Annotated in this window: 29 protein-coding genes, 1 tRNA gene and 1 pseudogene; 15 read left to right on the top strand and 16 right to left on the bottom strand. The window is 54.4% G+C overall.

The annotated features are described in order from the left end of the window. The first annotated feature begins 51 nt into the window (after window positions 1–51). Window positions 52–146, top strand: a tRNA-Sec gene (locus tag C3406_RS18970). A gap of 6 nt (window positions 147–152) precedes the next feature. Here the strand turns inward: C3406_RS18970 and C3406_RS18965 are convergent. Further along, window positions 153–1,364, bottom strand: coding sequence for a DUF3644 domain-containing protein (locus C3406_RS18965; protein WP_103824296.1), 1,212 nt, complete (start codon window positions 1,362–1,364; stop codon window positions 153–155). Window positions 1,365–1,413: 49 nt separating this feature from the next. Then, complete coding sequence (locus tag C3406_RS18960) at window positions 1,414–1,605, bottom strand: toxin-antitoxin system HicB family antitoxin (RefSeq protein ID WP_103824295.1); 192 nt, start codon at window positions 1,603–1,605, stop codon at window positions 1,414–1,416. Window positions 1,606–1,730: 125 nt separating this feature from the next. Here C3406_RS18960 and C3406_RS18955 point away from each other — a divergent pair, with 125 nt between their 5' ends. After that, complete coding sequence (locus C3406_RS18955) at window positions 1,731–2,018, top strand: SymE family type I addiction module toxin (protein WP_103824294.1); 288 nt, start codon at window positions 1,731–1,733, stop codon at window positions 2,016–2,018. Window positions 2,019–2,082: 64 nt separating this feature from the next. On the opposite strand, the gene C3406_RS18950 is transcribed toward C3406_RS18955, so the two are convergent. Further along, window positions 2,083–2,520: an acetyltransferase gene (locus C3406_RS18950; protein ID WP_103824293.1), complete on the bottom strand. Its 438-nt coding sequence runs from the start codon at window positions 2,518–2,520 to the stop codon at window positions 2,083–2,085. 117 nt (window positions 2,521–2,637) lie between these two features. Here C3406_RS18950 and C3406_RS18945 point away from each other — a divergent pair. Next, a pseudogene (locus C3406_RS18945) lies at window positions 2,638–2,849 on the top strand (transcriptional regulator). A 401-nt stretch (window positions 2,850–3,250) separates the two neighbouring features. On the opposite strand, the gene C3406_RS18940 reads toward C3406_RS18945, so the two are convergent. The 3 genes from C3406_RS18940 to C3406_RS18930 all read right to left on the bottom strand — a co-directional run bounded on the left by C3406_RS18940 (window position 3,251) and on the right by C3406_RS18930 (window position 4,566). Further along, window positions 3,251–3,601 (bottom strand): hypothetical protein, encoded by a 351-nt coding sequence (locus C3406_RS18940; protein ID WP_103824292.1) that lies wholly within the window; start codon window positions 3,599–3,601, stop codon window positions 3,251–3,253. Between the two features lie 161 nt (window positions 3,602–3,762). After that, window positions 3,763–3,993 (bottom strand): class I SAM-dependent methyltransferase, encoded by a 231-nt coding sequence (locus tag C3406_RS26210; protein ID WP_103824291.1) that lies wholly within the window; start codon window positions 3,991–3,993, stop codon window positions 3,763–3,765. A 48-nt stretch (window positions 3,994–4,041) separates the two neighbouring features. After that, window positions 4,042–4,566, bottom strand: coding sequence for a lipocalin family protein (locus C3406_RS18930; RefSeq protein WP_103824290.1), 525 nt, complete (start codon window positions 4,564–4,566; stop codon window positions 4,042–4,044). Window positions 4,567–4,683: 117 nt separating this feature from the next. Between C3406_RS18930 and C3406_RS18925 the strand changes: the two genes are divergently transcribed. From C3406_RS18925 to C3406_RS18910, 4 genes are all read left to right on the top strand, one after another. Continuing rightward, window positions 4,684–5,412 carry a MerR family transcriptional regulator gene (locus C3406_RS18925; protein ID WP_103824289.1) on the top strand — a complete coding sequence of 243 codons (729 nt, stop codon included), beginning with the start codon at window positions 4,684–4,686 and terminating at the stop codon, window positions 5,410–5,412. Between the two features lie 96 nt (window positions 5,413–5,508). Further along, entirely contained in the window at window positions 5,509–5,919 is a 411-nt protein-coding gene (uraH, locus tag C3406_RS18920) for a hydroxyisourate hydrolase (protein WP_103824288.1), read from the top strand. A 102-nt stretch (window positions 5,920–6,021) separates the two neighbouring features. Beyond that, window positions 6,022–6,981 carry a YbgA family protein gene (locus tag C3406_RS18915; protein WP_103824287.1) on the top strand — a complete coding sequence of 320 codons (960 nt, stop codon included), beginning with the start codon at window positions 6,022–6,024 and terminating at the stop codon, window positions 6,979–6,981. A 144-nt stretch (window positions 6,982–7,125) separates the two neighbouring features. Beyond that, a complete protein-coding gene (locus C3406_RS18910) occupies window positions 7,126–8,214 on the top strand; it encodes an AAA family ATPase (RefSeq protein ID WP_103824286.1) in 1,089 nt (362 codons plus the stop codon). 19 nt (window positions 8,215–8,233) lie between these two features. Here the strand turns inward: C3406_RS18910 and C3406_RS18905 are convergent, their stop codons facing one another. The 6 genes from C3406_RS18905 to C3406_RS18880 form a co-directional block, all read right to left on the bottom strand. Then, window positions 8,234–9,196: a GlxA family transcriptional regulator gene (locus C3406_RS18905; RefSeq protein WP_103824285.1), complete on the bottom strand. Its 963-nt coding sequence runs from the start codon at window positions 9,194–9,196 to the stop codon at window positions 8,234–8,236. A 25-nt stretch (window positions 9,197–9,221) separates the two neighbouring features. Next, window positions 9,222–10,001, bottom strand: coding sequence for an MBL fold metallo-hydrolase (locus C3406_RS18900; RefSeq protein ID WP_103824284.1), 780 nt, complete (start codon window positions 9,999–10,001; stop codon window positions 9,222–9,224). 127 nt (window positions 10,002–10,128) lie between these two features. Then, the gene (nlpA, locus tag C3406_RS18895) at window positions 10,129–10,932 is read right to left on the bottom strand and encodes a lipoprotein NlpA (RefSeq protein WP_103824283.1); all 804 of its coding nucleotides are present in this window, start codon (window positions 10,930–10,932) and stop codon (window positions 10,129–10,131) included. Window positions 10,933–11,127: 195 nt separating this feature from the next. Further along, a complete protein-coding gene (locus C3406_RS18890; protein ID WP_103824282.1) occupies window positions 11,128–11,526 on the bottom strand; it encodes a type II toxin-antitoxin system VapC family toxin in 399 nt (132 codons plus the stop codon). Then, a complete protein-coding gene (locus C3406_RS18885) occupies window positions 11,523–11,789 on the bottom strand; it encodes an antitoxin (RefSeq protein ID WP_103824281.1) in 267 nt (88 codons plus the stop codon). Before C3406_RS18885 ends, C3406_RS18890 begins: the two co-directional genes overlap by 4 nt. A 117-nt stretch (window positions 11,790–11,906) precedes the next feature. Next, entirely contained in the window at window positions 11,907–13,406 is a 1,500-nt protein-coding gene (locus tag C3406_RS18880) for an MDR family MFS transporter (protein WP_103824280.1), read from the bottom strand. Between the two features lie 77 nt (window positions 13,407–13,483). On the opposite strand from C3406_RS18880, the gene C3406_RS18875 reads away from it, so the two are divergent. Next, on the top strand, window positions 13,484–14,143 hold the full coding sequence (locus C3406_RS18875) for a TetR/AcrR family transcriptional regulator (protein WP_103824279.1): 660 nt from the start codon (window positions 13,484–13,486) through the stop codon (window positions 14,141–14,143). Here C3406_RS18875 and C3406_RS18870 read toward each other — a convergent pair. After that, window positions 14,140–14,559, bottom strand: coding sequence for a GNAT family N-acetyltransferase (locus tag C3406_RS18870; protein ID WP_103824278.1), 420 nt, complete (start codon window positions 14,557–14,559; stop codon window positions 14,140–14,142). The two genes, C3406_RS18875 and C3406_RS18870, sit on opposite strands and share 4 nt — an antisense overlap. A gap of 320 nt (window positions 14,560–14,879) precedes the next feature. On the opposite strand from C3406_RS18870, the gene C3406_RS18865 reads away from it, so the two are divergent. Beyond that, window positions 14,880–15,176, top strand: a complete 297-nt coding sequence (locus tag C3406_RS18865) for a YicS family protein (RefSeq protein WP_103177671.1) — start codon at window positions 14,880–14,882, stop codon at window positions 15,174–15,176. 36 nt (window positions 15,177–15,212) lie between these two features. On the opposite strand, the gene C3406_RS18860 is transcribed toward C3406_RS18865, so the two are convergent. Then, window positions 15,213–16,160 carry a LacI family DNA-binding transcriptional regulator gene (locus C3406_RS18860; protein WP_103824277.1) on the bottom strand — a complete coding sequence of 316 codons (948 nt, stop codon included), beginning with the start codon at window positions 16,158–16,160 and terminating at the stop codon, window positions 15,213–15,215. Window positions 16,161–16,454: 294 nt separating this feature from the next. Here C3406_RS18860 and C3406_RS18855 point away from each other — a divergent pair, with 294 nt between their 5' ends. The 6 genes from C3406_RS18855 (at window position 16,455) to C3406_RS18830 (ending at window position 22,404) form a co-directional block, all read left to right on the top strand. Continuing rightward, window positions 16,455–16,769 carry a PTS sugar transporter subunit IIB gene (locus C3406_RS18855; protein WP_103824276.1) on the top strand — a complete coding sequence of 105 codons (315 nt, stop codon included), beginning with the start codon at window positions 16,455–16,457 and terminating at the stop codon, window positions 16,767–16,769. Window positions 16,770–16,781: 12 nt separating this feature from the next. Further along, window positions 16,782–18,107, top strand: coding sequence for a PTS sugar transporter subunit IIC (locus C3406_RS18850; protein WP_103824275.1), 1,326 nt, complete (start codon window positions 16,782–16,784; stop codon window positions 18,105–18,107). A gap of 17 nt (window positions 18,108–18,124) precedes the next feature. After that, window positions 18,125–19,510 carry a glycoside hydrolase family 1 protein gene (locus C3406_RS18845; RefSeq protein ID WP_103824274.1) on the top strand — a complete coding sequence of 462 codons (1,386 nt, stop codon included), beginning with the start codon at window positions 18,125–18,127 and terminating at the stop codon, window positions 19,508–19,510. Window positions 19,511–19,521: 11 nt separating this feature from the next. Continuing rightward, entirely contained in the window at window positions 19,522–19,824 is a 303-nt protein-coding gene (locus tag C3406_RS18840; protein ID WP_072250852.1) for a PTS lactose/cellobiose transporter subunit IIA, read from the top strand. 162 nt (window positions 19,825–19,986) lie between these two features. Further along, window positions 19,987–21,366 (top strand): carbohydrate porin, encoded by a 1,380-nt coding sequence (locus C3406_RS18835; protein ID WP_103824273.1) that lies wholly within the window; start codon window positions 19,987–19,989, stop codon window positions 21,364–21,366. Window positions 21,367–21,498: 132 nt separating this feature from the next. After that, window positions 21,499–22,404, top strand: a complete 906-nt coding sequence (locus C3406_RS18830) for an EamA family transporter (protein ID WP_103824272.1) — start codon at window positions 21,499–21,501, stop codon at window positions 22,402–22,404. A 37-nt stretch (window positions 22,405–22,441) separates the two neighbouring features. Here C3406_RS18830 and nepI read toward each other — a convergent pair whose 3' ends face one another. Together nepI and C3406_RS18820 are read right to left on the bottom strand one after the other, a co-directional pair. After that, window positions 22,442–23,632, bottom strand: coding sequence for a purine ribonucleoside efflux pump NepI (nepI, locus tag C3406_RS18825; RefSeq protein ID WP_103824271.1), 1,191 nt, complete (start codon window positions 23,630–23,632; stop codon window positions 22,442–22,444). A gap of 150 nt (window positions 23,633–23,782) precedes the next feature. Further along, complete coding sequence (locus C3406_RS18820) at window positions 23,783–24,235, bottom strand: DUF1198 domain-containing protein (protein ID WP_103824270.1); 453 nt, start codon at window positions 24,233–24,235, stop codon at window positions 23,783–23,785. Window positions 24,236–24,272: the final 37 nt, after the last annotated feature.

Below are 24,272 nucleotides of genomic sequence, written 5' to 3'. Positions count from 1 at the left end.
TGATTGAAAGTAGCTATAATGCGCCCCGCCTCCATGTAGCAATCGAGGCGCGGAAGATCGTCATCTCCGGTGAGGTGGCTGGACTTCAAATCCAGTTGGGGCCGCCAGCGGTCCTGGGCAGGTTCGACTCCTGTGATCTTCCGCCAGTTCGTTTACTTTTTTTCACGAATTTTTTTATAGTATGAAATAGATTCATTTAGCCAATTTGGTTGCTCTAAATTTTTGATTACCCATTGTATAAATTTTTCTGAATATCGATGCCGATTATCAATCGTATAATGCATATCTGAGCTCTTAGTTTTCTGTATGTTATGTTTCTTAATAATAGCTGAGAATGAATATGTGGTAATTTTAATATTACTTTGCGACTCATTAATTTTCTTGATTGCAGAGCCTTGATAATACGGATGAGTTATATCGGGATCTCGTGTCTCTCTGATAATAATAGCATTACTCCCGCTATTACCCATACCTAAAGAAAGATCGCTTTCTTTTTCATTTTTAGTCAAAATAAGTTTATAATCTAGCGATATACTGAATGAATTGGAATTTTGTTCCTTATCTGTGCTATGGAAACGAGATAAAAACTCTTTTGCGATATGAGCAGTCATCTCTCCGTAATTTTCTTTTATCGTAGCGATATCACTTTTAGGCCCATCTACGACAAGACTTAACATTCCTACACTCTGTCCTGCTAACGGTGAAGTGCCGGTTTCATTCAAATATCGTTGTTGATAATTTAAAACATTGGCTTGAAAAAGACGTGATAGCTCCGGTTGTAGCTCAGGAAGAAGAAGATGTATAGCACCATCTCGAAGTTCAATCAATGTATCAAGATTCTTTTTAACTGGATCATTTTGTTGTAGCCGCTTATTGATTGCCTCAGAAATGCATATCGAATATCCATTTTTTTTAAAGACTGAATCCATACCTAGAGATTTAATCATTTCTGCTTTTAACAAAAGCTCCCATGCATTCACCGATAAAATGCAAAACGCTTCAACACGATTATCTAAACTAGGTCTATTATACACTTCTAAAGCTAATATAAATGCATCTAAACTTCTCTTCAGAAGAGATTTATAGATTTTCATCTCTGGAGTAAGTTTTTTAGCTTTTAAAGATTGAGACATTAATAATATGAAATCATCATTTGAGATGTTTTGGATACCCTCACAACTCCATATTTTTCCATCTATACTATGTACATATTGACCATTCAGCTTCTCATTTATGTACTTTCTAATACTGTTTTCACTATAACCAGTTTCCTTTGCGAGTTCTAGTGCAGTAAATGTTGTTTTGTTTTTATCATATTTTCTAAGGGTATCTAATAATTTTCTTTGATTGGCTGTGCGTGTCATAATAAATTCCTTAATTGTTGCTGAGCAATTTATTTAAATTTGACTTTCATTAACCTTTAGGTTCTAAGCCCTTTTTTCTTAAAGCCTCCCTCGCCAGCTCCTTCAACCAGCTGGCGAGACTCACCCCCTCTTCCGCAGCCACAGCATCCAACTGTTCCTTCAATGCCGGATCAATACGCATTTTAAACTGCGGGGATTGACCGCCGCCTTTTGGTTTTTTTTCGCGCGCTATGATTGACATGGGGCCACCTATCCATCTACTCTAACTCAAATTAGGAGGCCACCTAAACCTCCGTTTTTATTAACGCCCCAATGTGCAGGAACACACCGGAGCATCTAACCTCACCAACTATCAAGGAGTTGATTATGGCTGATTCGCATTCTACCCCAGACACCACCGCAACCGGAACTGAGCGTACATTAATTGTGGGATATCGCCCGCAAGGTCGCGATCGCAGTACGCCAAACCTGATCCTTTCCGGTAAATGGCTGCGTGCGGCGGGGTTTGATACCGGAGATAAAGTCACGGTAAAAGTCATGGATGGCTGCATCGTGGTGGTGGCGCACAACCCGCATGAGAAGAAGCTGTTAGACGAATTAAAGCTGGCGCAGCAGAAGCTAAATGGCATTGAAGGTGCGCTCGCCGCTGCGTAACGTTCGCTCCATGCAGATTTTGTAGGCCGGGTAAGGCGCAGCCGCCACCCGGCATTGTGCAGGCTTAACCGCCATACCGCATATGCAACAACGGAAACGGATTACCCTGCCCGTCCCGCTCCGATCGCCCAACCTGCTCAAACCCCATATGCTGATAAAACCCAACCCCCTGCGGATTCTGCTCGTTGACGTCCACCTCGTTAGCACCGAAATGGTCAATAGTGTGTCTCAGCAGCAGCGTGCCGACGCCCTTCCCCCGGCTCGCATCATCCACAAACAGCATTTCAATGCGGTTCTCATCCACGCCCAAAAAGCCATGAATATCGCCGCTTTCATCGCGGGCGTTCACAACCTTTAAGTTCGGTAAATAGGCGTTGAGCAATAGCGGACGCAATGCCGCAATATCGCTCTCCTGCAAAAAGTGGTGCGTAGCGCGAACGGAGGACTCCCAGATCGCGACAAGTCGTTCAAATTGTGAGGGAACTGCGGGTTCAATTTTCATAATGCGATCATGGCCGGGAAACGAATCTACATCAAGCCTGAGCAGGTGTATTTATAAGCTGTAGCTTATACAATTAATAACTTATCAAGGATGACATCATGTGATGGAGACGAAAGATTGAAAACCCTGAATGAAGCGATCGCTTCGCGTTCCCCAGAAAGCCAAAAACGCATCAAAGAAATGGCCGACGAAATGATCCTGGAAACGGGTCTGCAAATGATGCGAGAAGAGCTGAAACTGCCCAAAAGCATGTCGCTGAGGCGATGGGCGGTAAACTGAGCCTGGATGTTGAACTCCCGACCGGGAAGCGCGTGGCGTTTCATATTTAGGAAATTCCAGTTTTGTCCCTCTCCCAACAGGAGAGGGAATCGACCGCGCTTAAACAGATACCTCCATCACCGTATCCACCCCGTCTTTCTGTACGACCGTATGACATTATTTTTTGCCATTAAATACTTTTGCAGCCGGTGTAATTTTCCTTTTACATATATCCATCGCACCCTGCCCCGGCAAGATATAGGACAATCAATTCGCTATATTATTGAACGTTTCCTGAAAGAGTGGATTCAATGTACGTGAGAACCTGTTGTTGATTCATTGGCGACCGCATATTGATGCCCATTCCCAGCTTTTGCAGACATGCGTGGAGCTGTTGGATTAATGCGTCATCATTCTTCAAACAGATAATATAGGCATTTTCAAAAGGTAAAATATCAACAAGCCTTATACCTTATGGGCTCAGGTAGTGGTTGATATGTTCGAGCCAAGGCATCATGTAGGGCAGATCCCAGGGCTCAATTTCAGCCTCTGACCAGTTAATTTTCTCAATGAGCGTAAAAAGATACTCAGAGGGATCAACGGGAAGAGAAACACTAGCCAGTGGTTTTAACGCCGGAAGATAACCGGTATATTCCGTCCATTCTTCATATACCATCAGATGTTGCGCGCTGAGGTTGTCATATAACCAATCCAGAACAGTTTCAGGCTCAAGGGTGGTGGGGACAGAGGCATAAAGTGAATCGGGATCTAATTCCGGGATACTGTTTTTCAGGGCGTGTATCAGGTCCTTCAAATCGTCCATTAATATTTCCTTATATTATTCACTAGATAAATTAAAAATTAATTTTCTGCTCCAGATATATCCCGCTGCGCCGTAAACAATATCAAGCGGATATAAAAACTGCAATTTCATCCCTCTGTCGTAGCCCAATAAATATGGCAACCTTACTTCCTGATTTCACTTCATCTTTCGGCACAAGGGTCGTGACGTTTTCCGCCGGGTTTCACCAGCCGTAGGATATGTTGCAAAAAGGCCACCACATCGGTGTCGTTGAAATATTCGAAGATCCCCAGCGCATCCACCTGTTTGTCGCAGCGGATCAGGCACGCTTTCAGATCGTACTGTAATGCCTGGGAACGGATGCCTATGGCGTCGTTAGCGTGGATCAACCAGTGGCGGCTGTTGCTGTCCATCCGGTTGTCCGTCTGCCCGCACGCCGCCCCAGGAAGAAAGCACGATATTTATTGCTTCACCCATACCAGCTGATCGACCCGGAAGCCCAGGCTGCGCGCGGTATTGAGATAATCCTCTTTCACCGCCTCCGGAATGGTCGGGGTGCGCGACAAGAGCCACAGGTAGTCGCGGTTCGGGCCGCTGACCAGCGCGTACTGGTAGTTATCGTCCAGCTTGATGACGTTATACCCGCCGTAGAACGGGCCGAAGAACGAAACCTTCAGCGCGGCGGTGGTCGGCGCGCCGGTGAAAGAGGCTCTCCCCTCGCTCTCGTTCCACTTGCGTTTCACCGGATCGTATCCGCGGTTGATAACGCTGATCTGCCCGTCGCTGCGCTTGCCGTAGGTGGCAGTAACCTGCTCCAGACCGCGTTCGAAGCGGTTTTCCAGGCGGGCGACTTCGTACCACTTGCCGAGATAGCGGCTGGCGTCAAAGTTGGTTATCGGCTGCACGCCTTTCGGCGGCGTAGGGGATTTACAGGCAACCAGGGTCAGCGCAATGGCGACACCGGTCACAACAGGCCATAGTTTCATGAGAGCTCCTTTCATTTGCGCGTCTGGATGTAAAGTGTAGTGCACCGGTGTGGTGCTTCATCCCGCAGGCAAATATTCGTAGTATATTGAGATTAATCCTTTCCTTCGGACGCAGACATGGCCTACTCCATCGGCGAATTCGCCAGACTCAGCGGGATCACCGCCACCACCCTGCGGGCGTGGCAGCGCCGCTACGGTTTACTCAAGCCGCAGCGCACGGAGGGCGGCCATCGCCAGTACAGCGAGGAGGATGTCCAACAGGCGCTGAAAATCCTCGACTGGGTGAAAAAAGGCGTCCCGATTGGCCAGGTGAAACCACTGCTAGAGCGCCCTGCACCGAGCCGTACCAACAACTGGCAAACGCTGCAACAAAACATGCTGGACCGTCTGCAGGCGGGCAAAATCGAATCCCTGCGCCAGATGATTTACGATGCCGGCCGCGAGTACCCGCGGCCAGAGCTGGTCGCGAAGGTGTTACGCCCGCTGCGCAGCCAGGTCTCGGCGAACGTTCCCGCCGCCATGACCCTGCGCGAGATCCTCGATGGCATTATCATCGCCTATACCTCGTTTTGCCTTGAGGGCGACAAGAAAGCGCCGGGCGACAACCTTCTGCTCAGCGGCTGGCACCTGAACGACCCCTGTGAAATCTGGCTTGAAGCCTTAGCGCACACCGGCCAGGGCCACCGTATCAACCTCCTGCCCATTCCGCCTGCCGCTCTGGCGCCGGAGATGTTCCCGGACCGCAAGTGGCTGTTGGTCACCAGCGGTAAGCTCAATGCCGCGCGCAAAAGGCAGGTTGAGCAGTGGCAGCAGCAGGTTTCCCTTGAGGTGATTATCCTCCGATGATTTTCTTCTGCGGGAATTGTCACGAAAAGTTGAATATTTTCCCGCGCAGCAAATGCTAACGTTTTCCTGTGACTTACTACTCCACAGGAAAACCCAATGAAAAAAAGTGCCCCTCTGCTGATCCTGGCCTCTATGGCCTTTGCTCCTGTCGCCTTTAGCGCCCCTCTCGGTACGCTGAGCGTGCATATTCTTGACCAGCAAACCGGTACGCCACCGCCGGGCGTCAGCGTCACGCTGGAAAAACAGCAGCAGGACAAATGGACCCCTGTTGCCAGCGGCAAAACCGACCAGGATGGCCGCATCAAGTCGCTCTATCCAGACGATCAGGATATGCAACCTGGCGTCTATAAAGTGACGTTTAAAACCGCAGAGTACTTCCAGGCGAATAAGCTGCAGTCATTCTTCCCGGAGATCCCGGTGCTGTTTACCGTGACCCGCACCAACGAGAAGCTGCACATCCCTCTGCTGCTCAGCCAGTACGGTTACTCGACCTACAAGGGCAGCTAAAAACTATTGATATTTATAGATATTAAAAAATAATCTCGCCAATACTTGGACAAAATAGTCAAGTTGTGTAACTTTTAGATATAGGCTCTGGAGGTACACACCATGACAACAAAACCTGTGCTGGGTATTAGCGGATGTTTAACCGGTTCCGCCGTTCGCTTCGACGGCGGGCATAAGCGTATGGGCTTTGTCATGGATGAGCTGGCCCAGTGGGTCAACTTCAGGCCCGTCTGTCCGGAAATGGCTATTGGTCTGCCGACGCCTCGTCCGGCGCTGCGCCTGGTCCTGACCGACAGCGGTGAGACGCAGATGCGGTTCAGCAAATCGCCTCACGAAGACGTTACGCAGAAGATGGTCGATTTTGCGGCGGGTTATCTGCCAAAAATCGGCGATCTTGCTGGCTTTATCGTCTGTGCCAAATCCCCCAGCTGCGGCATGGAACGCGTGCGGCTTTATGATGAAAACGGCAACCGGGGCCGCAAGGAGGGTGTCGGGCTGTTCACCGCTGCGCTCCTTGAAACCTGGCCGTGGCTACCGGTGGAGGAAGATGGACGCCTGCACGATCCGGTACTGCGGGAGAATTTTGTTGAGCGCGTCTTTGCCCTTCACGAACTGAACACCCTGCGCGCTAATGGCCTGACGCGCCGCGCGCTGCTGGACTTCCACAGTCGTTACAAACTTCAGCTGCTGGCCCATCATCAGGCAGGCTATCGGGAGGTTGGCCCGTTCGTCGCTTCGCTGCACGAGTGGGAGGATCTGAATGCTTTCTTCGAGGCGTACCGCGAAAAGCTGATGGCGATCCTGAAGCAACCCGCCTCGCGCAAAAACCACACTAATGTCCTGATGCATATTCAGGGCTATTTCCGTAACCAGCTTAACAGCCGCCAGCGTGGCGAATTGCGTGATGTGATCCTGCATTACCGTGACGGGTTACTGCCTATTCTCGCCCCGCTCACGCTGCTGAAGCACTATCTGGCGGAATATCCTGACCAGTACCTGATGACGCAAAACTACTTTGATCCCTACCCGGATGATTTAGGTCTGCGTCTCGCTGTAGCCTGAAATTCACAATGCGAAGGCCCCATTGACCCACAGAGGCCCAAAGCAGTACCCCGTTTAGACGACACCCTCACTGTCGTCTTTTTTTTGCAGTTTGCTTAAAATACTGTAGCTTTATACAGGCTTAAGCCGCAAAAGGGTCCGCCCATGATCAACTCCCTGCACATTCAAAACTACCGCTCAATTCGCGACATGTCGCTGGATCTGGAGCAGCTCAATATCGTTTTCGGCCCGAACGGCAGCGGAAAATCGAATATCTATAAAGCCATCCACCTGATGCACAGCGCGGCGCAGGGGCAGTTTTCCCAGGCGCTGGCAAATGAAGGCGGCATTCTGAAGGTGTTCTGGGCAGGCAAAACCCGCAGCGATCAGCTGCGGCGGATGAATCTGGCGGTGGAAACCGAAACCTACGAGTATGAACTGCAGGTGGGTTTTGTTGAAAAGCTGCCTTATCCCTCGCAGTTTCAGCTCGATCCGGTCATCAAAGAGGAGTCCATCTGGCTGAGCGGCCATCAGCGGCGCCCCTCCGCACGCCTGATGCAGCGCAAAAACCAGACCGTGTTTCTGAATAATGTTCATCACGAGAAGGTGACCCACAGCGGCACCCTGTATGAGAACGAATCGGTCTTCGGCCAGCTCGGCGAGCCGCACCTCTACCCCGAGGTGTCGCAGATGCGCGAATCCCTGCGTAACTGGCGTTTTTATCATGAGTTTTCTGTCTCATCCGGTTCGGCGATGCGCGCCCCGCAGGTGGGGTTCCGCTCCCCAGTGCTGGCCAGCGACGGCGCAAACCTGGCGGCCGCGTTTCAGACCATCGTCGAGATTGGCGACGAAATGCTGCTGATGCGTATTCTCGACCAGGCTTTCCCCGGCTGCGTCTTTTACAGCGACAATACGGGGGGACGTTTCCGGATGATGATGCAGCGCGAAGGCTTAAGCCGGCCGCTGGAGCCCGTAGAGTTTTCCGACGGCACGCTGCGTTTTCTCTGTCTGGCGGTGGCCCTGCTCAGCCCGCGCCCGCCCGCCTTTATCGCCCTCAACGAACCGGAAAACAGCCTGCATCCGCAGATGCTGCCTGCCCTGGCGAGCCTGATTGCTGAGGCCAGCCGCTATTCGCAGATCTGGCTCACCAGCCACTCGCCGGAGCTGGCGAACCTGATTGAGAAGCATCGATCGTTTTCGCTGTATCAGCTGTCGATGGTGGAAGGCGAGACGAGAATGGCGCGGCTGGGGTAAATGCCGGAAGGCGCTACGCTTACCCGGCCTGGGCCTGTGTGCGGAAGGTTTTTCGCCACTCCGCCGGGCTGACGCCAAAGCGGGCCTTAAACTGCTGACGCCAGGTCACGGCGGAGAGATAGCCCACCTGCTCTGCCACCGCCTCTATCGGCAGATTGCTGCTCTCCAGCAACAGCTGGCTACGCCGCAGGCGTTCGGCGGTGATCCACGAGACCACACTCATCCCGGTGGCTTTCATAAAATGGCGGGTCAGGGTGCGGCGACTCATCGCCACGCTCTCTGCCAGCGCATCCAGGCTGAGCGGCTGGCTGATGTTACGCTGGAGATAGTCGATCAGGTTGTTGATCCGCGCATCACGGGTGGTTTCCGGCACCGGCTGGGCGATAAACTGCGCCTGCCCGCCCTCGCGGTGGGGCGGCACGATCATCCGCCGGGCAATCTGATTTGCCACCACGCCGCCAAAGCGCTGACGGATAATGTACAGGCAGCAGTCCAGCGCGGCGGCAGTACCGGCAGAGGTGATGATGCGGTCGTCATCAACGTACAGCGCGTTGATATCGAGCTGCACGTTCGGGAAAAGCGTCTGAAACTGGCGTTCGAATTCCCAGTGCGTTGCCGCGCGTTTGCCGTCGAGAATGCCAGCATATCCGAGAACAAACGACCCCAGACACAACCCGACGATCTCCGCCCCGCGGTCTTTGGCCTGCACCAGGCTGTCGAGCAGCGCCTGCGGTGGGCGTTCAAGCACATGTGCCCAGTAGGGCACTACAACGATATCGGCCTCTGTGATGGCCGAAAAATCGTGGGTGGCATTGAGCGCAAAGCCGTCATGGGAGGTGAGTAACCCTGGATTTTCGGCGCAGATCGTCACATTAAAACGCTTTTTACCGGAAACGGTATCGCCAAACAGAATGCAGGGAACGGAGTAGTGGAACGGGCTAAACCCGTCCACGGCGACAATGGCAACGTGAGTAAGCGGCATTGATCTCTCCTTTCCCCTGATTGCCTCAGAATATAACGGATTCACCATCCTGAGGAATGCTCAGCACGTCGCTGACCTGATTATCCTCTGCATACTGGCGCAACGCGCTGCGGGTCAGCAGGCAGTGGTTGATGGCCTCCATATGGACCGCCACAATTTTCGCCTGCGGTAGCAGGAAGTGGATATTCAGCACATCCTCCTGACCCATGATGATCGGCCCAAACCCGATCACGTGGGCATAACCGGCGTTGATGACCACCACATCCGGCTGATGTTTTTGCAGATCGGTCGCCACCGCCTCGCGCCAGATCGTATCCCCAACAATGCAGAGCGTCTTTTCGTCAGGATGACGAAACACCACGCCGCAAGCTTCGCCCAGTCGCTCCGCCAGCTCCGGCACCGCATAGGCACGATCGGTACCGTGCTGGCCGCCGTCGGTTTTACTTAGCCGGATATCGCCAAACGGGCTGTTGTCCGTCAGCACGTTAAGATGGGTGAAGCCCTGGCTGCGCAGAAGCTGCGCGTCATCTTCGTTCTGAACGAAGATCGGTTTGTCTTTGGCGATCCGCTCGATGGCGTACTGATCCCAGTGATCCGGGTGGGTATGGGTTACGATAACGGCATCGACATCCAGCAGGGTTTCAATCGGACAGGGCAGTTCCACCATCGGGTTGCGGATCGCCTCCCGGGCGGTGCCCGGAAAGCCGGGGTAAGTCCCTTTAGGTGCCAGCATCGGGTCAACCAGAAAGCGCTTTCCGGCATAGGTGATAAGCTGTGTCGCGTTACGAATATGGGTGATGTTCATGAGCTCTCCTCCGGTCTGTATTGCAGATAGGATAGCCGGAGGAGGAGCGGCAGAATGTGGGCTAAAGGGCATTCAACGATGGGATTGGGCCAACTTATTTTCATGCCGCAGTGAGCGGCATGAAGTTTTATTCCCAGCCCGGCACTGCCCCGCCGTTAAAGATGGTCTCTGCTGCTTTCGCGACCTCTGGTGACTGGTAGGCCTGGATAAACTCCTTCACCTTCTGCGCATCTTTATTATCTTCCCGCGTCACCACAATGTTCACGTAAGGCGAGTTTTTATCTTCGATAAAGACGCTGTCATGCACCGGCGACAGCCCGGTTTGCTGGAGATAGGTGGTGCTGATAATCGCCACATCCACTTTCGGATCGTCCAGCACGCGCGGCAGTTGCGCCCCCTCCAGCTCCATGATTTTCAGGTTTTTTGGGTTGGCGGTGATATCCAGCGCCGTCGGCAGCAAACCGACGTCCGGTTTCAGGGCGATCAGCTTTTCGTTTTGCAGCAGCAACAGCGCACGGCCCAGGTTGGTGGGGTCGTTCGGGATGGCGATGGTTGCGCCATCTTTGAGTTCAGAGACCGATTTGATCTTGCGGGAATAACCCGCCATCGGGAAGACAAAGGTGTTGCCCACCGCCACCAGCTTGTAGCCGTGCGCTTTGTTGTCTTCCGCCAGGAATGGGCGATGCTGGAAGACGTTGGCGTCCAGCTCACCGTGGTCAGTGGCATCGTTTGGCAGCAGCGAGCCGCTAAAACCCACCAGCTCAACGTCGAGGCCGAACTTCTCTTTCGCCACTTTTTTGGCGACTTCTGCCACGTCCTGCTCGGCGCCGTTGATCACGCCGACTTTAATGTGTTTAGCATCGCTGCCGCTTTGGTCACAGCCCGCCAGCAGCAGGCCAGCAAGAAGAAGCGCACCCAATCGAAGTTTCACCGGTCATATCCTTTTGAGAAATGTTTTATCGACTATATCGGCAACCCAGCGGCAGGTTAAAAAACGAAAAGGCATCAATAAGAAGGATAAGTTATATGCAGGTATTGCCGGGCGGCGCTGCGCTTGCCCCGCCTACGTGAAGAGACAGAGAACTGTCGTAGGCCCGGTAAGCGTCGCGCCACCGGGCGTTGGGGCTCACGCCGCTGTAGTCCAGTCCTCGATAGTCAACTCCTGTACCATTCCGAAAGCATGATCGTTAGTCACAATCGTTGTGCCCCGGCTGATGGCATGGGCTGCGATCAACTGATCAAGATCTGCCATCACTTTACCTCGAGTTTCCATCTCAGCACGGAGTTTGCCGTAAGCGGCTGCGGCGTCACTGTCCCAGTCATAGATAGTGATAGTGCTCAGAAACGTCTTTATGGTCTCTTTTAACCTGGTGCTTTGTTTTTTATCCGCCCCATAAAGCAGCTCCGCTTCTGTGATACTTGAGATACATACGTCCGCTGGCTTCAGGTTAGTCATTCTATTTACAACACCGGGATGCCTTTTAAATAAATGGCTCACAATATTCGTATCCAGCATATGTTTCATACCTGAACTCCATCCAAAGGATCCCTCTTTGTAATACTCTGATTTCTTTCCTCCGGACTTAAAAATGAATCCGGTACGGTGGTGTTTTCCAACATCCTGAAAAATTCATCCCAGCTTTTTTCCTTGGCAGGTTTTGCAGCCAAAACCACATTCCCCTCTTCATCCCGCCGGATCCAGACACTCTCCGCATCAAACGCGAACTCAGCAGGCAGTAAAACCGCCTGGTTTTGCCCTTTTTTGAACAGTTTTGCTTTACGTTCCATCGCAACCTCTGCTGGTTTATTGACCAGGCCAAAGCATGCGCCAGCACCGTCGGGAATGACAAGTCAGAGCGTCAAAATTCGGAAAGCGACTCGCAACAAATAGCAGACCCACTAACCTTACGCCTCCCGCTTGCGCAGCGGCGCCTCGCGCAGGAACCACGACAGCACAAAGGCCAGCACCATGATCCCGGCAGCCATCAAAAACACCGCATGAATGGCCGAACCAAAGGCGTCCAGGTAGTCCAGGCGCAGGGCATCCGGCAGGTGATGAATGGCGGTGGGATTCATCTCCCGCGGCAGTTCGGTTCCCTCAGGGATCCGCGCTATCAGGCCCGACTGCAATACGTGGGTGAAGACCGCGCCAAACAGCGCCACGCCAATGGCCCCGCCGATGGAGCGGAACAGGGTCACGCCCGAAGTGGCCACACCGTACTGGCTGGATGAGACGCTGTTCTGTACTGCCAGCACCAGCACCTGCATCACCAGACCCAGCCCCGCCCCCAGCACGCCGGTAAACAGGTAAAGCTGCCAGACCGGTGATTCGATGGTGATCCGCGTGAGCAGGGCCATGCCGACCACACCCAGCAGGGTGCCGAGGATCGGAAACAGGCGATATTTCCCGGTGCGACTGATAATGCGACCGCTAATAATCGAGGTTAGCAGCAGTCCGCCCATCAGCGGGATCAGCTGTAAACCGGCCTGGGTCGGGGTCGCCTCTTTGACAATCTGCAGATATAGCGGCAGGAAGGTGACCGAGCCAAACAGCGACATGCCGATAATAAAGCCAATCAGACTACACAGCAGAAAGCTGCGATCCCGGAAGAGCGACAGGGGAATAATCGGCTCCCACGCCAGACGCTCCTCGTAGATAAACCCGGCGATACCCGTCAGGCCAAAGGCCAGAATGCACCACAGCTGCGGGTCGCTCCACTCGCGTACCGTGCCCCCTTCGCTGGTAAACAGGATGATGCACAGCAGGGCCATGCTGAGGTAAATCGCCCCCAGATAGTCGATCTCATGTTTGTTGCGCTTCGCGCTGCCGCGGAAGACCGCGCCAATCACCAGCAGGGCAAACAGCCCCAGCGGCAGGTTGATGTAGAAAATCCAGCGCCAGGAGGCGTGCTGCACCAGAAAACCACCGACCAGCGGACCAATCACCGTCGCGAGACCAAAGACCCCGCCGAATAAGCCCTGATAGCGACCACGCTCCGCGGGGGGAATAACGTCCGCCACCGCCGCCATGCTGATCACCATCAGCCCCCCGCCGCCCAGCCCTTGCAGGGCGCGCATCAGCACCAGCTGGGTCATGTTCTGCGCCAGCCCGCACAGGGCGGAGCCCACCAGAAACAGGATAATCGCAATTTGCAGGACGATTTTGCGGCCAAAAAGATCGCCAAACTTACCGTACAGCGGCACCACAATCGTGGAGCTGAGGATATAGGCCGTCACGACCCAGGAGAGTTTATCCAGGCCGCCCAGCTCGCCCACAATGGTGGGCAGCGCCGTGGAGACGATGGTCTGATCGAGAGCCGAGAGCAGCATCACCAGCAGGAGCGCGCTGAAGAGCAGCCGCACCGGGGGCGCGTTTTTGGTTTGCGTTGTTGAATCGGAGACCATAAACACCGCTTGAAATTAATTAATCGTATAATTAATATTTATCTAAGTTATGAATCAGGTCAAGGGATCCCCCGCGCATGTCAGCACATAAAGATAATTCCGACCCTACGCCACAGGCTCGCCGCCCCGGACGCCCACGCGGAAGCAAACCCACCGCCACCAGCCGGGAGCAGCTGCTGGATATCGCCCTCGATCTCTTTGCGCGCCAGGGGATTGCCCGCACCTCCCTTAACGCCATTGCCAAAGAAGCAGGCGTGACGCCGGCGATGTTGCACTACTACTTCAACTCCCGGGAGCAGCTGCTTGACGCAATGATCGAGGAGCGTTTTCTGCCGCTTCGCAGCGCCATCGCGACGCTTTTCAGCGCTCACCCGGACGATCCGGTCACCGCCCTGACGTTGATGGTGGAAAAGCTGGCCGAACTGGCCGGAGAGCATCACTGGTTCGCGCCGCTATGGATGCAGGAGGTGATCGGTGAAATGCCGGTGCTGCGTGCGCATCTGCAGGCCCGCTTTGGCGATGAGAAATATCAGGGGACGCTGGATACCGTCGCCCGCTGGCAGCAGGAAGGTAAACTGAACCGCGATCTGGCGCCGGAGCTTTTATTCACCACCCTGTTGAGTCTGGTGCTGGTGCCCTTTTCGCGTATGCGCAATGACGAGAGGTTAAGCGCCCTCTCGCCGGAACGTATTGTGCGCCATGCTCTGGCGGTGATGGGCGGCGGTATTGGCGCTTAAAGCGCCTTCGACAGGTAGTGTCGTTGTATTCCCGGATAGGGGAAATCGTTGAGCGTCATTTCCAGCTTATAGCCCTGCTTTTCATAAAACGGACGCGCCTGGAAACTGAAAGTGTCCACCAGCGCATGCCGGCACCCCTGCTTCCGGGCCTCGGCTTCGGCGGCTTGCATCAGCTGGCTGCCAAGCCCGCTACCACGCAATTCATCGGATACCCACAGGTACTTGATGTTCAGCCACTCGCCCTGGCGGTTGCCGATGAGTCCGCCGCGCATGTTGCCGCTGTCATCGCGGGCATAGACGGCGAGATCGCTCCCCACGCGGGAAAAATCAATAAACTGGCTGTTATAGATCCGCAGTAGCTGGAGTAACTCTTCCTGTTCGTGTTCAGTAATGGTGTCGGTAATACTCAGTTGCATATCAATCCCCCGTTACGTTGCAGATCGACTATCGCATACTCCGCCCGGGATACAAACGCCAAATTCTGGCTCCGTGCGGGTTAAAAATGTAAGTGCAATCAACGGAAAAGTGCCTTTGCGAGTCGCATCACTCTTTATTACCTGTCACCCGCCAGCCGTCACACATTTTTTTTCTGCGCTTTCCTCTCCGGCAAATTCTGCGGCTACGCTTAGTCGTACCCCTGCGCAACTATTGGCAAAATTAATACTTTCGGCTTGGGTCGCAAAGGCGGATGTAACGATATATTTCATAAACGTGTGTGTTTTTTTCGGAGGTTTCCATGAAGTCAGCGCACCTGTTTTGCCTCATCGTCTGCCTGCTTTTCGCCGCCTTCGTTCATGCTCAGGAAATGAACGATCCGGCAAAGTTAGAGCAGATGAAACAGGCGGTTTTAAAGGATGTGAAGAAAGCCTGTGCCCCACAACGCAAGCAAACCGATAAAGAGTGGCAGGCGATGATCATGGCGTCTGAGGCGAATCAGATGCTGGTCAAAAACGCGGTGGTGGCGATGGAGCGGAACAACCAGGAGGGTTACTGGGATGCTGTCAGTCAGGTGGACTGCATGGAGGATTACTGATTACGCATAAAGGGGCCATATAGCCCCCTTAATATTTTAGCGACGCACATCCGGAATAATTAAATCCCCGCGCAGCACATACGAACCCAGCATCTGGGTCTTCTCATTCAGCCAGCTGACGATCCGTGCCGCCATGGCATCCATTGAGTACTCAATCGCCGGAATGGTCGGAATACCCGGCAGATGCAGTGAACCCGCCAGACTGAAGACCATGATGTCGCCCGGCACCGATCGGTTGAACGCCTGGAGCTGGGGGATCACCCGCTGCGCTTCCTGCTCGTCGGCCACCAGCAAGGCGTTGAAGTTAAGCGTGGAGGCGTTGTTGAGCAACTCCTGCAAGGCCACGGAGGATGAGGTGGCTTCCATAAAGACCAGGTTGCGATTAAACGGCAGGAAGTTCTTTTCCAGCCCATGCTTGTAGCCCAGCAGCACCTGATCGGCAAAACCACTGCCGTACGGGTGGATCAGGGCAATCTGGCGTCGCCCCTGGCTGGCGAGGAAATTACAGGCGGTTTCCGCGGCAAAAGCGTGGTCATACTGGATACTATTGACGTTATTGGTTTCCATGCAATCCACCAGGATGACGTTCTCCTGATCGATCTGCAACGGGAAACGGGCGCCAATAATCAGAATGTCATCGCATAGCCCGCAGGAGAGTTCATCCAGCGCGCTCATGACTTCGGCTTTGGTATTGGCGAAGCGAAGCAGCAGGTGCTTCTGGTGCTGGCTGAGGTGTTTTTCCAGCGCGTAAAGGTAACCCGTAGTCTGGTTAATGTTGTCCTGCGCACAAATGACGCCGATACAACCGGTTGTCTGGCTCAGCAGCGATTGGGCAATCACGTTTGGCCGGTAGTTCAGCTCTTCAACTGCTTTCAGTACGGCCTGACGGCTGGCTTCCTTCACGCCGCGCGACCCGCTCAACACCCGTGATACCGTGGCTTTGGACACCCCGGCCAGACGTGATACATCGTTGATTGTAGACATCTTTATCCCCTGACAGGTCTCTCCAGGCCCCTGTAATTCCTGATTCCACTTCGGCTCATATTATAGCCACTCAGGAGTATATCTGTTTCCGTTTTCTATGGAAACCGATTTTCCGTTTCCACTCTAAGTGATGCAAAAGCAGCCAAAATATGTGACCCAAATCCGATAAACAGCCCCTATAAGTAATGGATCTTGATGGCTGTCACACTTCTGTCTTATATGCATGGAAACCGGTTTCCATATGTTATCCAATCATCTCCGCAATAACTATTTACATTTTGAGGATGGTTGTCGATGTTCAAGATTATGCTGTGCTGTTCTGCCGGGATGTCTACCAGTCTGCTGGTACGGAAAATGGTCGAAGCCGCGGAAGAACGCGGAATCCCCGTCAAAATCGATGCGTACGGTGTTTCAGAATTTGATACACAGTTTCCGCAATATCAGGTCGTGCTTCTCGGACCGCAAGTCAAATACATGCTAAAAACGCTCTCAGACAAGGCTGCCACCCAGGGCATACCCGTTCAGTCCATCGATACAATGGATTACGGTATGCAACGTGGCGATAAAGTGCTGGACTATGCTCTGTCGCTCATCGAAGCGGCACACTAAGAAGGTGTTCTCATGAGTTCGTTATATCAATCTATGGTTGCCGTCATTGAGCAGTCCATCGCGCCGCTGGCAGGCAAGCTGGGCCAGCAGAAGTACGTGATTGCCATCCGCGACGGCTTTACCGCCGCGCTGCCGTTTATGATCATCGGCTCGTTTATGCTGGTGTTCATCTTCCCGCCATTCTCTGCGGACACCACCAACAGCTTTGCCCGCGGCTGGCTCGATTTCTCTGAAACCTACCGCGACCAGCTGATGTTGCCGTTTAACCTCAGCATGGGCGTGATGACCTTCTTCATCGCGGTAGGGATTGGCGCCAGTCTGGGCCGCCAGTTTAATCTCGACCCGGTAATGTCCGGTCTGCTGGCCTTTATGGCCTTCCTGCTGGTCGCCGCCCCTTATGCCGACGGGAAAATCTCCACCCAGTATCTGTCGGGCCAGGGGATCTTCACCGCGCTGATCACCTCTATCTATGCCACCCGCGTCTACGCCTGGCTGAAAGATCATAACGTCACGATCCGCCTGCCAAAGGAAGTGCCAACCGGCGTGGCGCGTTCGTTTGAGATCCTGATCCCGGTGGTGGTGATAATCGGTACGCTGCACCCGCTGAACCTGTTTATCGAAGCGCAAACCGGGATGATTATCCCGCAGGCGATTATGCACCTGCTGGAGCCGCTGGTTTCCGCCTCTGACTCCCTGCCTGCCATTCTGCTCTCCGTGCTGCTGTGCCAGATCTTCTGGTTTGCCGGCATCCACGGCGCGCTGATTGTCACCGGTATCATGAACCCATTCTGGATGGCTAACCTTTCTGCCAACCAGGCCGCACTGGCTGCTGGCGCTGCGCTGCCGCACGTCTATCTGCAGGGCTTCTGGGATCACTACCTGCTGATTGGCGGCGTGGGCTCTACCCTGCCGCTGGCCTTCCTGCTGCTGCGTAGCCGTGCAACGCACCTGCGCACTATCGGCAAAATGGGCATCGTGCCAAGCTTCTTTAATATCAACGAACCGATTCTGTTCGGCGCGCCGATCATCATGAACCCGATGCTGTTTATTCCGTTCGTGTTCGTTCCGATGATCAACGCTTGTCTGGCGTATACCGCCACCAAACTCGGCTGGCTGGCACAGGTTGTGTCGCTGACGCCGTGGACGACACCGGCTCCGATTGGCGCCTCCTGGGCGGCAAACTGGGCCCTGAGTCCGGTGGTGATGTGCGTCATTTGTATGGTGATGTCGGCGCTGATGTATTTACCGTTCCTGCGTGCTTATGAGCGCTCCCTGGTGAAAACCGAAGAGCAGAAAGCGCAGGCGTCTGTAGGTGCAGCAGAGACCGTCGGCAATTAAGTCAAAGAGGACGTTTTATGAAATATGCATTTCCCGAAAACTTCTGGTGGGGTAGCGCCTGTTCTGCACTGCAAACCGAAGGGGAAAGCCAGGGCGGCGGCAAGGGATTAACCACCTGGGATCACTGGTTCGCCACACAGCCAAATCGCTTTCACAACGGGGTGGGGCCGCAGAATACCTCCACGTTTTATCAGAACTGGAAAGCTGACATTCAGCTGTTAAAGCAGCTGAACCACAATAGCTTTCGCACCTCGATAAGCTGGGCGCGCCTGATCCCGGAAGGTCTCGGTGAAGTGAACCAGGAAGCGGTGGCGTTTTACAACCAGGTGATCGACGAACTGATCGCCCAGGGCATTACGCCATTCATCACCCTGTTCCACTTCGACATGCCGATGGCGATGCAGGAGATTGGCGGCTGGGAAAACCGCGATGTGGTCGCGGCTTATGCCCGCTACGCAGAAACCTGCTTTGAGCTTTTTGGTGATCGGGTAATGCACTGGTTTACCTTTAACGAGCCGATTGTGCCGGTAGAGGGCGGGTATCTGTACGACTTCCACTACCCGAACGTGGTCGATTTCCGTCGCGCCGCCACCGTGGCTTATCACACCGTGCTGGCCCATGCTCAGGCGGTGCGCGCCTTCCGCGCTGGGCATTATGCCGGTGAGATTGGCATCGTACTGAACCTGACGCCGTCCTATCCGCGTTCGCAGAACCCGGCGGACGTGAAAGCCGCGCACCATTGCGATCTGCTGTTTAACCGCAGCTTCCTCGACCCGGTGCTGTGCGGTGAATACCCGGCCGATCTGGTGGCGATGCTGAAAGCGCACGATCAGCTGCCAGCCTGTCTGCCAGAGGACAGCGCGCTGATTGCCGACGGTAAAATCGACCTGCTGGGCATTAACTACTACCAGCCGCGTCGGGTGAAGTGCCGTGATACGGCCATTAATCCCAACGCGCCGTTTATGCCAGAGTGGTTCTTCGACAGCTACGAGATGCCGGGCCGCAAAATGAACCCGCATCGCGGCTGGGAAATCTACGAGCCAGGTATTTACGATATTCTTATTAACCTGCGCGATAATTACGGCAACCCACGCTGTTTTATTTCTGAAAATGGTATGGGTGTTGAAAACGAGCAGCGTTTTATTGAGAACGGTCAGATTAACGACCAATATCGTATCGAATTTATTTCTGAACATCTTAAATGGCTGCATAAAGGCATTAGCGAAGGCTGTAATTGCCTTGGCTACCATATGTGGACATTTATTGATAACTGGTCGTGGTGTAATGCGTATAAAAACCGATATGGCTTTGTCCAGCTCGATTTAGAAACGCAGCAACGCACCATTAAAAAGAGCGGAGAATGGTTTGCCGAAACCTCTCTGAATAATAGTTTCGATAAATAGAGTGGAAGATGATGATTGCCTTAGAAGAAGCAGTAATGGAAATCATCGTCAATGCTGGTCAGTCGCGCAGCCTGTGCTTTGAAGCACTGCATGCTGCGCGGCAGGGCAACTTTGACGAAGCGAAAAGCCTGCTGCGCGAAGCCGATGGCTACGCGCGCCAGGCGCACCATATGCAGACCAAACTCATCGAACAGGACGCAGGCGAAGCCCGTCAACCGATGACCTTAATTATGGTGCATGCTCAGGATCATTTAATGAACTCGCTGCTGGCCCGTGAATTATCCGAAGAGATTATTCATTTATACCAGCGCTAATATTTAAATATCAGTGATGGAGATAGCTTTACGATAATAGTGTAAAACCTCTGTACCCTAAAAAATAAAAATCAACTTGTTCTGATGGTAGCGACATATTTTGTCAATGCGGAACGGGATGGTTATTGTCTGAATAAAATTTAAATATATATTGAGATAACCATGAATATGATTAAAAAACTTCCATTAACAATGGCGGTTATCGCCGCGCTTTGCCCAATCTCTGTACTCGCACAAGAATTTACGCAGGAGCAAATCGACGCCATTGTGGCCAAAGCGGTGGATAAAGCGCTGGCAGAACGCCAGGCAAAAATGGATGCCGCGGTAGCGAAAAAAGCCGACGTCATCAACGAACCGCAAAGCGCCGCGCAGTCTCCGGATATGGCGATCCCGTTCGGCATTAAATTTACCGGTTATGCCCGCTACGGCGCCCACTTCCAGGCCGCCGATCAGAAATACGTTGCCGTAGATGGCTCCTATAACGGCGCCTCAGCGATTGGTCGTCTGGGTAACGAAAGCAACGGCGGCGAGTTCCAGCTCTCCAAAGCCTTCAAGGGCGAGAACGGCGCCATCTGGGACGTCAACGTGATGATTGACCACTGGGGCGACGAAGTTAACCTGAAAAAAGCCTACGCCGGGGTGACCAATATTCTGGCATCCAACCCGAACGCCTATATCTGGGCGGGTCGTGACTTCCACCAGCGTCCGCAACAGGGCATCAACGACTACTTCTGGATGAACCACGATGGCCAGGGTGCCGGGGTGAAGAACTTCGACATCGGCGGCGTGCAGTTTGACGTAGCCACCGTGGCGGCAGTGGAATCCTGTAGCCCGGAAGTGATGGACGATGAAGCCAACCCGTCGCGCATCACCTGTACCGGCGGCTCCGGCACCGGCGACAAGGGCAACTACGCGGCCACCTCCAAAATTCACGGCATGAAGCTCGGCCCGATCGATCTGGAGCTGTACGCCAACTACGGCTTTGACTCCAAAGCCATCGACACCGAAGAGCGCACCAACGCCTGGCAGGGTGGCGTGGTGCTGAGCCATACCAACGACAGCGGCGTGAACAAAGTGATCGCCCGTTACTCTGATAACTCTGACAACAGCGTGTTCAACAAAACCGAGGATCTGACCACGGTGTACGCCAGCTTCGAAGGGCTGCACAAGTTCACCCCGGCGACCCAGGTGGAGTACATTCTGGCCTTCCACGACTATGACAACAGCCGTGACAACACCGACAACCGTAAGAACTACAACGCCATCGTGCGTCCAATGCACTGGTGGAACGACGTTCACTCCACCTGGCTGGAAGCGGGCTGGCAGCATGTTGATTACGACAACGGCGGCGATAACAAAGGCTGGAAGCTGACCCTGTCGCAGAACATGTCTATCGCTATGGGCCCGGAATTCCGTCCGATGCTGCGCTTCTACGTCACCGGCGGCAAGGTGGATAACGAACGCACCGCCCGCGTGAACAACACCAAAGACGAAACGCTCGACGACTTCAACGTCGGCGCGATGTGGGAAGCCTGGTTCTAACCCCAGCTGCGCCCGGCGGCGCTGCGCTTGCACGGGCCTACAAAGTTTTGTAGGCCGGGTAAGCGTAGCGCCACCCGGCAGGCCCCGTGTTATGCTGCTGGCCTTTGAAAAGCCAATATCGCAGGGGAGAACATGGGTTCCACACGTAAAGGGATGCTGAACGTCCTGATCGCCGCCATTTTATGGGGCAGCTCAGGGGTTTGCGCGCAGTACATCATGGAGAAAAGTCATATTTCCTCGCCTTACCTCACCATGGTTCGCCTGCTGTTTGCCGGCGTGATCCTGCTGACACTCTCATTCATTCACGGTGACAAGATTTTCTCGGTCATCAAAAATCGCAAAGATGCCCTTAGCCTGCTGATTTTCTCTCTGTTCGGGGCGCTGATCGTCCAGCTCACCTTCCTGGTGACGATTGAAAAATCCAACGCCGCCACCGCCACCGTGCTGCAGTTCCTCTCCCCGACCATTATCGTGGCGTGGTTCGCGCTGGCGCGTAAAAAGCGCCCGGGGATTTTCGTGCTGGCGGCGATCATGACCTCGCTCATCGGCACCTTTTTACTGGTCACTCACGGCGATCCGACTTCGCTGACCATCTCCCCTGCTGCGCTCTGCTGGGGCATCGCCTCCGCCTTCGCCGCGGCGTTCTATACCACCTACCCCTCGGTGCTGATTGCCCGCTACGGCACCCTGCCGATCGTCGGCTGGAGCATGCTGCTGGCCGGATTAATGCTGACGCCGTTCTATGCCGGGCGTGGCACTACCTTCGTTATCGACGGCAGCCTGCTGCTGGCCTTCTTCTACCTGGTGGTGATCGGCACGTCGGTGACTTTCAGCCTCTATCTGAAAGGCGCGCAGATGATTGGCGGGCCAAAGGCGAGCATTCTGAGCTGCGCCGAGCCGCTGAGCAGCGCCCTGCTGTCGGTGATTTTACTGGGAGTGGCGTTTACCCTGCCGGACTGGCTGGGCACGCTGCTGATTGTGTCGTCGGTGGTGCTGATTTCGCTGGATTCGAGAAGAAGGGCTCAGACATCGTCGTAGCCTGATGCCCTCTCCCGGCGGGGAGAGGGCCAAAAACTTACTGCGCCTTCACTTTCCCCGCCACCAGCAGCGCCGTCAACAGCATCAGGGTGCCGGAAATCACCACCGGTGAGGTCAGCCCTAAATTATCCAGCGCCAGGCCGCCCAACGCCGCACCGCAGGTATTCGCCAACTGGATCACCGCCACCTGAATGGACCCGGCCTTTTCCGCCTGATCGGCCAGCGAGCGGGTGATCCAGGTCGACCAGCCCACCGGGATCAGCGCAAAGGCAAATCCCCAGATAATGGCGATCGCCGAGGCGACCCACTTGTCGCTGCCCCACAGAATCAGCACAAGCGCGCTGACCGCCAGCACCAGTGGCGCGCCCGCCAGGGCCACCTTCAGGGAGCGTTTCAGGAACTGCGCCGACAGCGAGGTGCCGACAAAGCTGGCGATACCGAAGCTTAACAGCACCAGCGTCAAGCCATCGACGTCAAACCCGGCCATGGTCATAAACACCGGGCGGATATAGGTAAAGAAGGCAAACTGCCCGGCGAAGGCCATAAAGATGGCGGTCATCCCCGCCAGCACGCCCGGGCGTTTCAGCAGGCTGAACATGTTCTGCTTGTGGTGCGCGGCTTCGCCCGGCAGTGACGGCAGCGCCTTCCAGACCCACAGAATACAGAGCACGCCCATCACCGCGGCACCGTTAAAGACGTTGCGCCAGCCGATAATCCCGCCGAGGAAGCTGCCGAGCGGCGCGGCAATCACCAGCGCGATGGAGACCGCCCCGAAGATGACCGAGAGCGCTTTCGGCACGGTACGCGCTGGCACCAGCCGCATGGTGAGCGAAGCAGACATCGCCCAGAACCCACCGAGCCCCAGCCCGAGGCAGGCGCGCCCTAACAGCAGCAGGGTGAAACTTTCAGCGAAGGAGACCAGCAGGCAGGAGAGGGTCAGCAGCACGCTGAACAGGATCACCACCTTGCGACGGTCAATGGTGCCGATCGCCTGGGTGATAAACAGGCTGGCAAACATCGCCACAAACGCGGTAACGGTAACCGACTGGCCCGCCAGCCCTTCAGAGATGCCCAGATCCTGCGCCATCGGCGTCAGCAGGCTGACCGGCAAAAACTCCACGGTAATCAGGCAGGCGACGCAAAACGCCACGGAAAAAACCGCCGACCAGTTCGGGCGAGAAACCGCGTCAGCATGGGGCGAAGGGGCGGATTGGATCTGTTCTGTCATGGCATCACCTGAGGAGAAAACGAGCGGGAAAGCCGCGCAGTTTAACAGTTTAAATGTGATCCATTTAACGTTTTGACAACTTTTGGCACTTTTTGCCGGGCGGCAGGATCGGTAGGCCCGGTAAGCGTAGCGTCACCGGGCGATGTTTAATCAGTGCAGGAAGAAAACTCCCTCTTCCGGCAGGAAGAGTTGGTTATAGCGCAACTGGAAGGCGTTAAGCTCGTAGGGATCCGGTTCCATTTCGCGCATAAAACCGAGCGCCAGGCGAACCTGTGCATCGGTGATAGGCGCGGCGAGGCGCGCCTTGCGCAGCAGGCGATACCAGTTCTGCAGGTTGTTTTCACTGCTGTCGACGATGCACACCCGCCAGATCAGCAGCACCTGCGCGGCATTGAGCAGATGCGCCTCGTCGGGACGTTCAAGGTAGCGGATAAACTCGTTGCCGGCGCTTTTGCCAAACTGGTCGATCATCGACTCCAGCGGCACAGGGGTGATCCCCAGCCGTTCGCTGAGACGACGAATGGCGCGCCGGGAACCCGACGTCATGACGCGAAAGCCCACCACAAATACCACGGCCAGCGTAGCCAGCATTATCCAGACCATGCATTCTCCTTACGGTTAGCCATGCATGATATCGGGA

Origin of the sequence: Leclercia sp. LSNIH8 (assembly GCF_002920195.1) — a bacterium.
In the GTDB taxonomy this organism is placed as follows: domain Bacteria; phylum Pseudomonadota; class Gammaproteobacteria; order Enterobacterales; family Enterobacteriaceae; genus Enterobacter.
Note: the sequence above shows the minus strand (reverse complement) of the source record. Positions and strands in the feature narration are given on the sequence as shown.

What these genes read in the sequence shown, in the direction of transcription:
- C3406_RS18965 (WP_103824296.1), bottom strand. Translation starts at nt 1,364, where the DNA reads ATGACACGCACAGCCAATCAAAGAAAATTATTAGATACCCTTAGAAAA.
- C3406_RS18960 (WP_103824295.1), bottom strand. Translation starts at nt 1,605, where the DNA reads ATGTCAATCATAGCGCGCGAAAAAAAACCAAAAGGCGGCGGTCAATCC.
- C3406_RS18955 (WP_103824294.1), top strand. Translation starts at nt 1,731, where the DNA reads ATGGCTGATTCGCATTCTACCCCAGACACCACCGCAACCGGAACTGAG.
- C3406_RS18950 (WP_103824293.1), bottom strand. Translation starts at nt 2,520, where the DNA reads ATGAAAATTGAACCCGCAGTTCCCTCACAATTTGAACGACTTGTCGCG.
- C3406_RS18940 (WP_103824292.1), bottom strand. Translation starts at nt 3,601, where the DNA reads ATGGACGATTTGAAGGACCTGATACACGCCCTGAAAAACAGTATCCCG.
- C3406_RS26210 (WP_103824291.1), bottom strand. Translation starts at nt 3,993, where the DNA reads ATGGACAGCAACAGCCGCCACTGGTTGATCCACGCTAACGACGCCATA.
- C3406_RS18930 (WP_103824290.1), bottom strand. Translation starts at nt 4,566, where the DNA reads ATGAAACTATGGCCTGTTGTGACCGGTGTCGCCATTGCGCTGACCCTG.
- C3406_RS18925 (WP_103824289.1), top strand. Translation starts at nt 4,684, where the DNA reads ATGGCCTACTCCATCGGCGAATTCGCCAGACTCAGCGGGATCACCGCC.
- uraH (WP_103824288.1), top strand. Translation starts at nt 5,509, where the DNA reads ATGAAAAAAAGTGCCCCTCTGCTGATCCTGGCCTCTATGGCCTTTGCT.
- C3406_RS18915 (WP_103824287.1), top strand. Translation starts at nt 6,022, where the DNA reads ATGACAACAAAACCTGTGCTGGGTATTAGCGGATGTTTAACCGGTTCC.
- C3406_RS18910 (WP_103824286.1), top strand. Translation starts at nt 7,126, where the DNA reads ATGATCAACTCCCTGCACATTCAAAACTACCGCTCAATTCGCGACATG.
- C3406_RS18905 (WP_103824285.1), bottom strand. Translation starts at nt 9,196, where the DNA reads ATGCCGCTTACTCACGTTGCCATTGTCGCCGTGGACGGGTTTAGCCCG.
- C3406_RS18900 (WP_103824284.1), bottom strand. Translation starts at nt 10,001, where the DNA reads ATGAACATCACCCATATTCGTAACGCGACACAGCTTATCACCTATGCC.
- C3406_RS18890 (WP_103824282.1), bottom strand. Translation starts at nt 11,526, where the DNA reads ATGAAACATATGCTGGATACGAATATTGTGAGCCATTTATTTAAAAGG.
- C3406_RS18885 (WP_103824281.1), bottom strand. Translation starts at nt 11,789, where the DNA reads ATGGAACGTAAAGCAAAACTGTTCAAAAAAGGGCAAAACCAGGCGGTT.
- C3406_RS18880 (WP_103824280.1), bottom strand. Translation starts at nt 13,406, where the DNA reads ATGGTCTCCGATTCAACAACGCAAACCAAAAACGCGCCCCCGGTGCGG.
- C3406_RS18875 (WP_103824279.1), top strand. Translation starts at nt 13,484, where the DNA reads ATGTCAGCACATAAAGATAATTCCGACCCTACGCCACAGGCTCGCCGC.
- C3406_RS18870 (WP_103824278.1), bottom strand. Translation starts at nt 14,559, where the DNA reads ATGCAACTGAGTATTACCGACACCATTACTGAACACGAACAGGAAGAG.
- C3406_RS18865 (WP_103177671.1), top strand. Translation starts at nt 14,880, where the DNA reads ATGAAGTCAGCGCACCTGTTTTGCCTCATCGTCTGCCTGCTTTTCGCC.
- C3406_RS18860 (WP_103824277.1), bottom strand. Translation starts at nt 16,160, where the DNA reads ATGTCTACAATCAACGATGTATCACGTCTGGCCGGGGTGTCCAAAGCC.
- C3406_RS18855 (WP_103824276.1), top strand. Translation starts at nt 16,455, where the DNA reads ATGTTCAAGATTATGCTGTGCTGTTCTGCCGGGATGTCTACCAGTCTG.
- C3406_RS18850 (WP_103824275.1), top strand. Translation starts at nt 16,782, where the DNA reads ATGAGTTCGTTATATCAATCTATGGTTGCCGTCATTGAGCAGTCCATC.
- C3406_RS18845 (WP_103824274.1), top strand. Translation starts at nt 18,125, where the DNA reads ATGAAATATGCATTTCCCGAAAACTTCTGGTGGGGTAGCGCCTGTTCT.
- C3406_RS18840 (WP_072250852.1), top strand. Translation starts at nt 19,522, where the DNA reads ATGATTGCCTTAGAAGAAGCAGTAATGGAAATCATCGTCAATGCTGGT.
- C3406_RS18835 (WP_103824273.1), top strand. Translation starts at nt 19,987, where the DNA reads ATGAATATGATTAAAAAACTTCCATTAACAATGGCGGTTATCGCCGCG.
- C3406_RS18830 (WP_103824272.1), top strand. Translation starts at nt 21,499, where the DNA reads ATGGGTTCCACACGTAAAGGGATGCTGAACGTCCTGATCGCCGCCATT.
- nepI (WP_103824271.1), bottom strand. Translation starts at nt 23,632, where the DNA reads ATGACAGAACAGATCCAATCCGCCCCTTCGCCCCATGCTGACGCGGTT.
- C3406_RS18820 (WP_103824270.1), bottom strand. Translation starts at nt 24,235, where the DNA reads ATGGTCTGGATAATGCTGGCTACGCTGGCCGTGGTATTTGTGGTGGGC.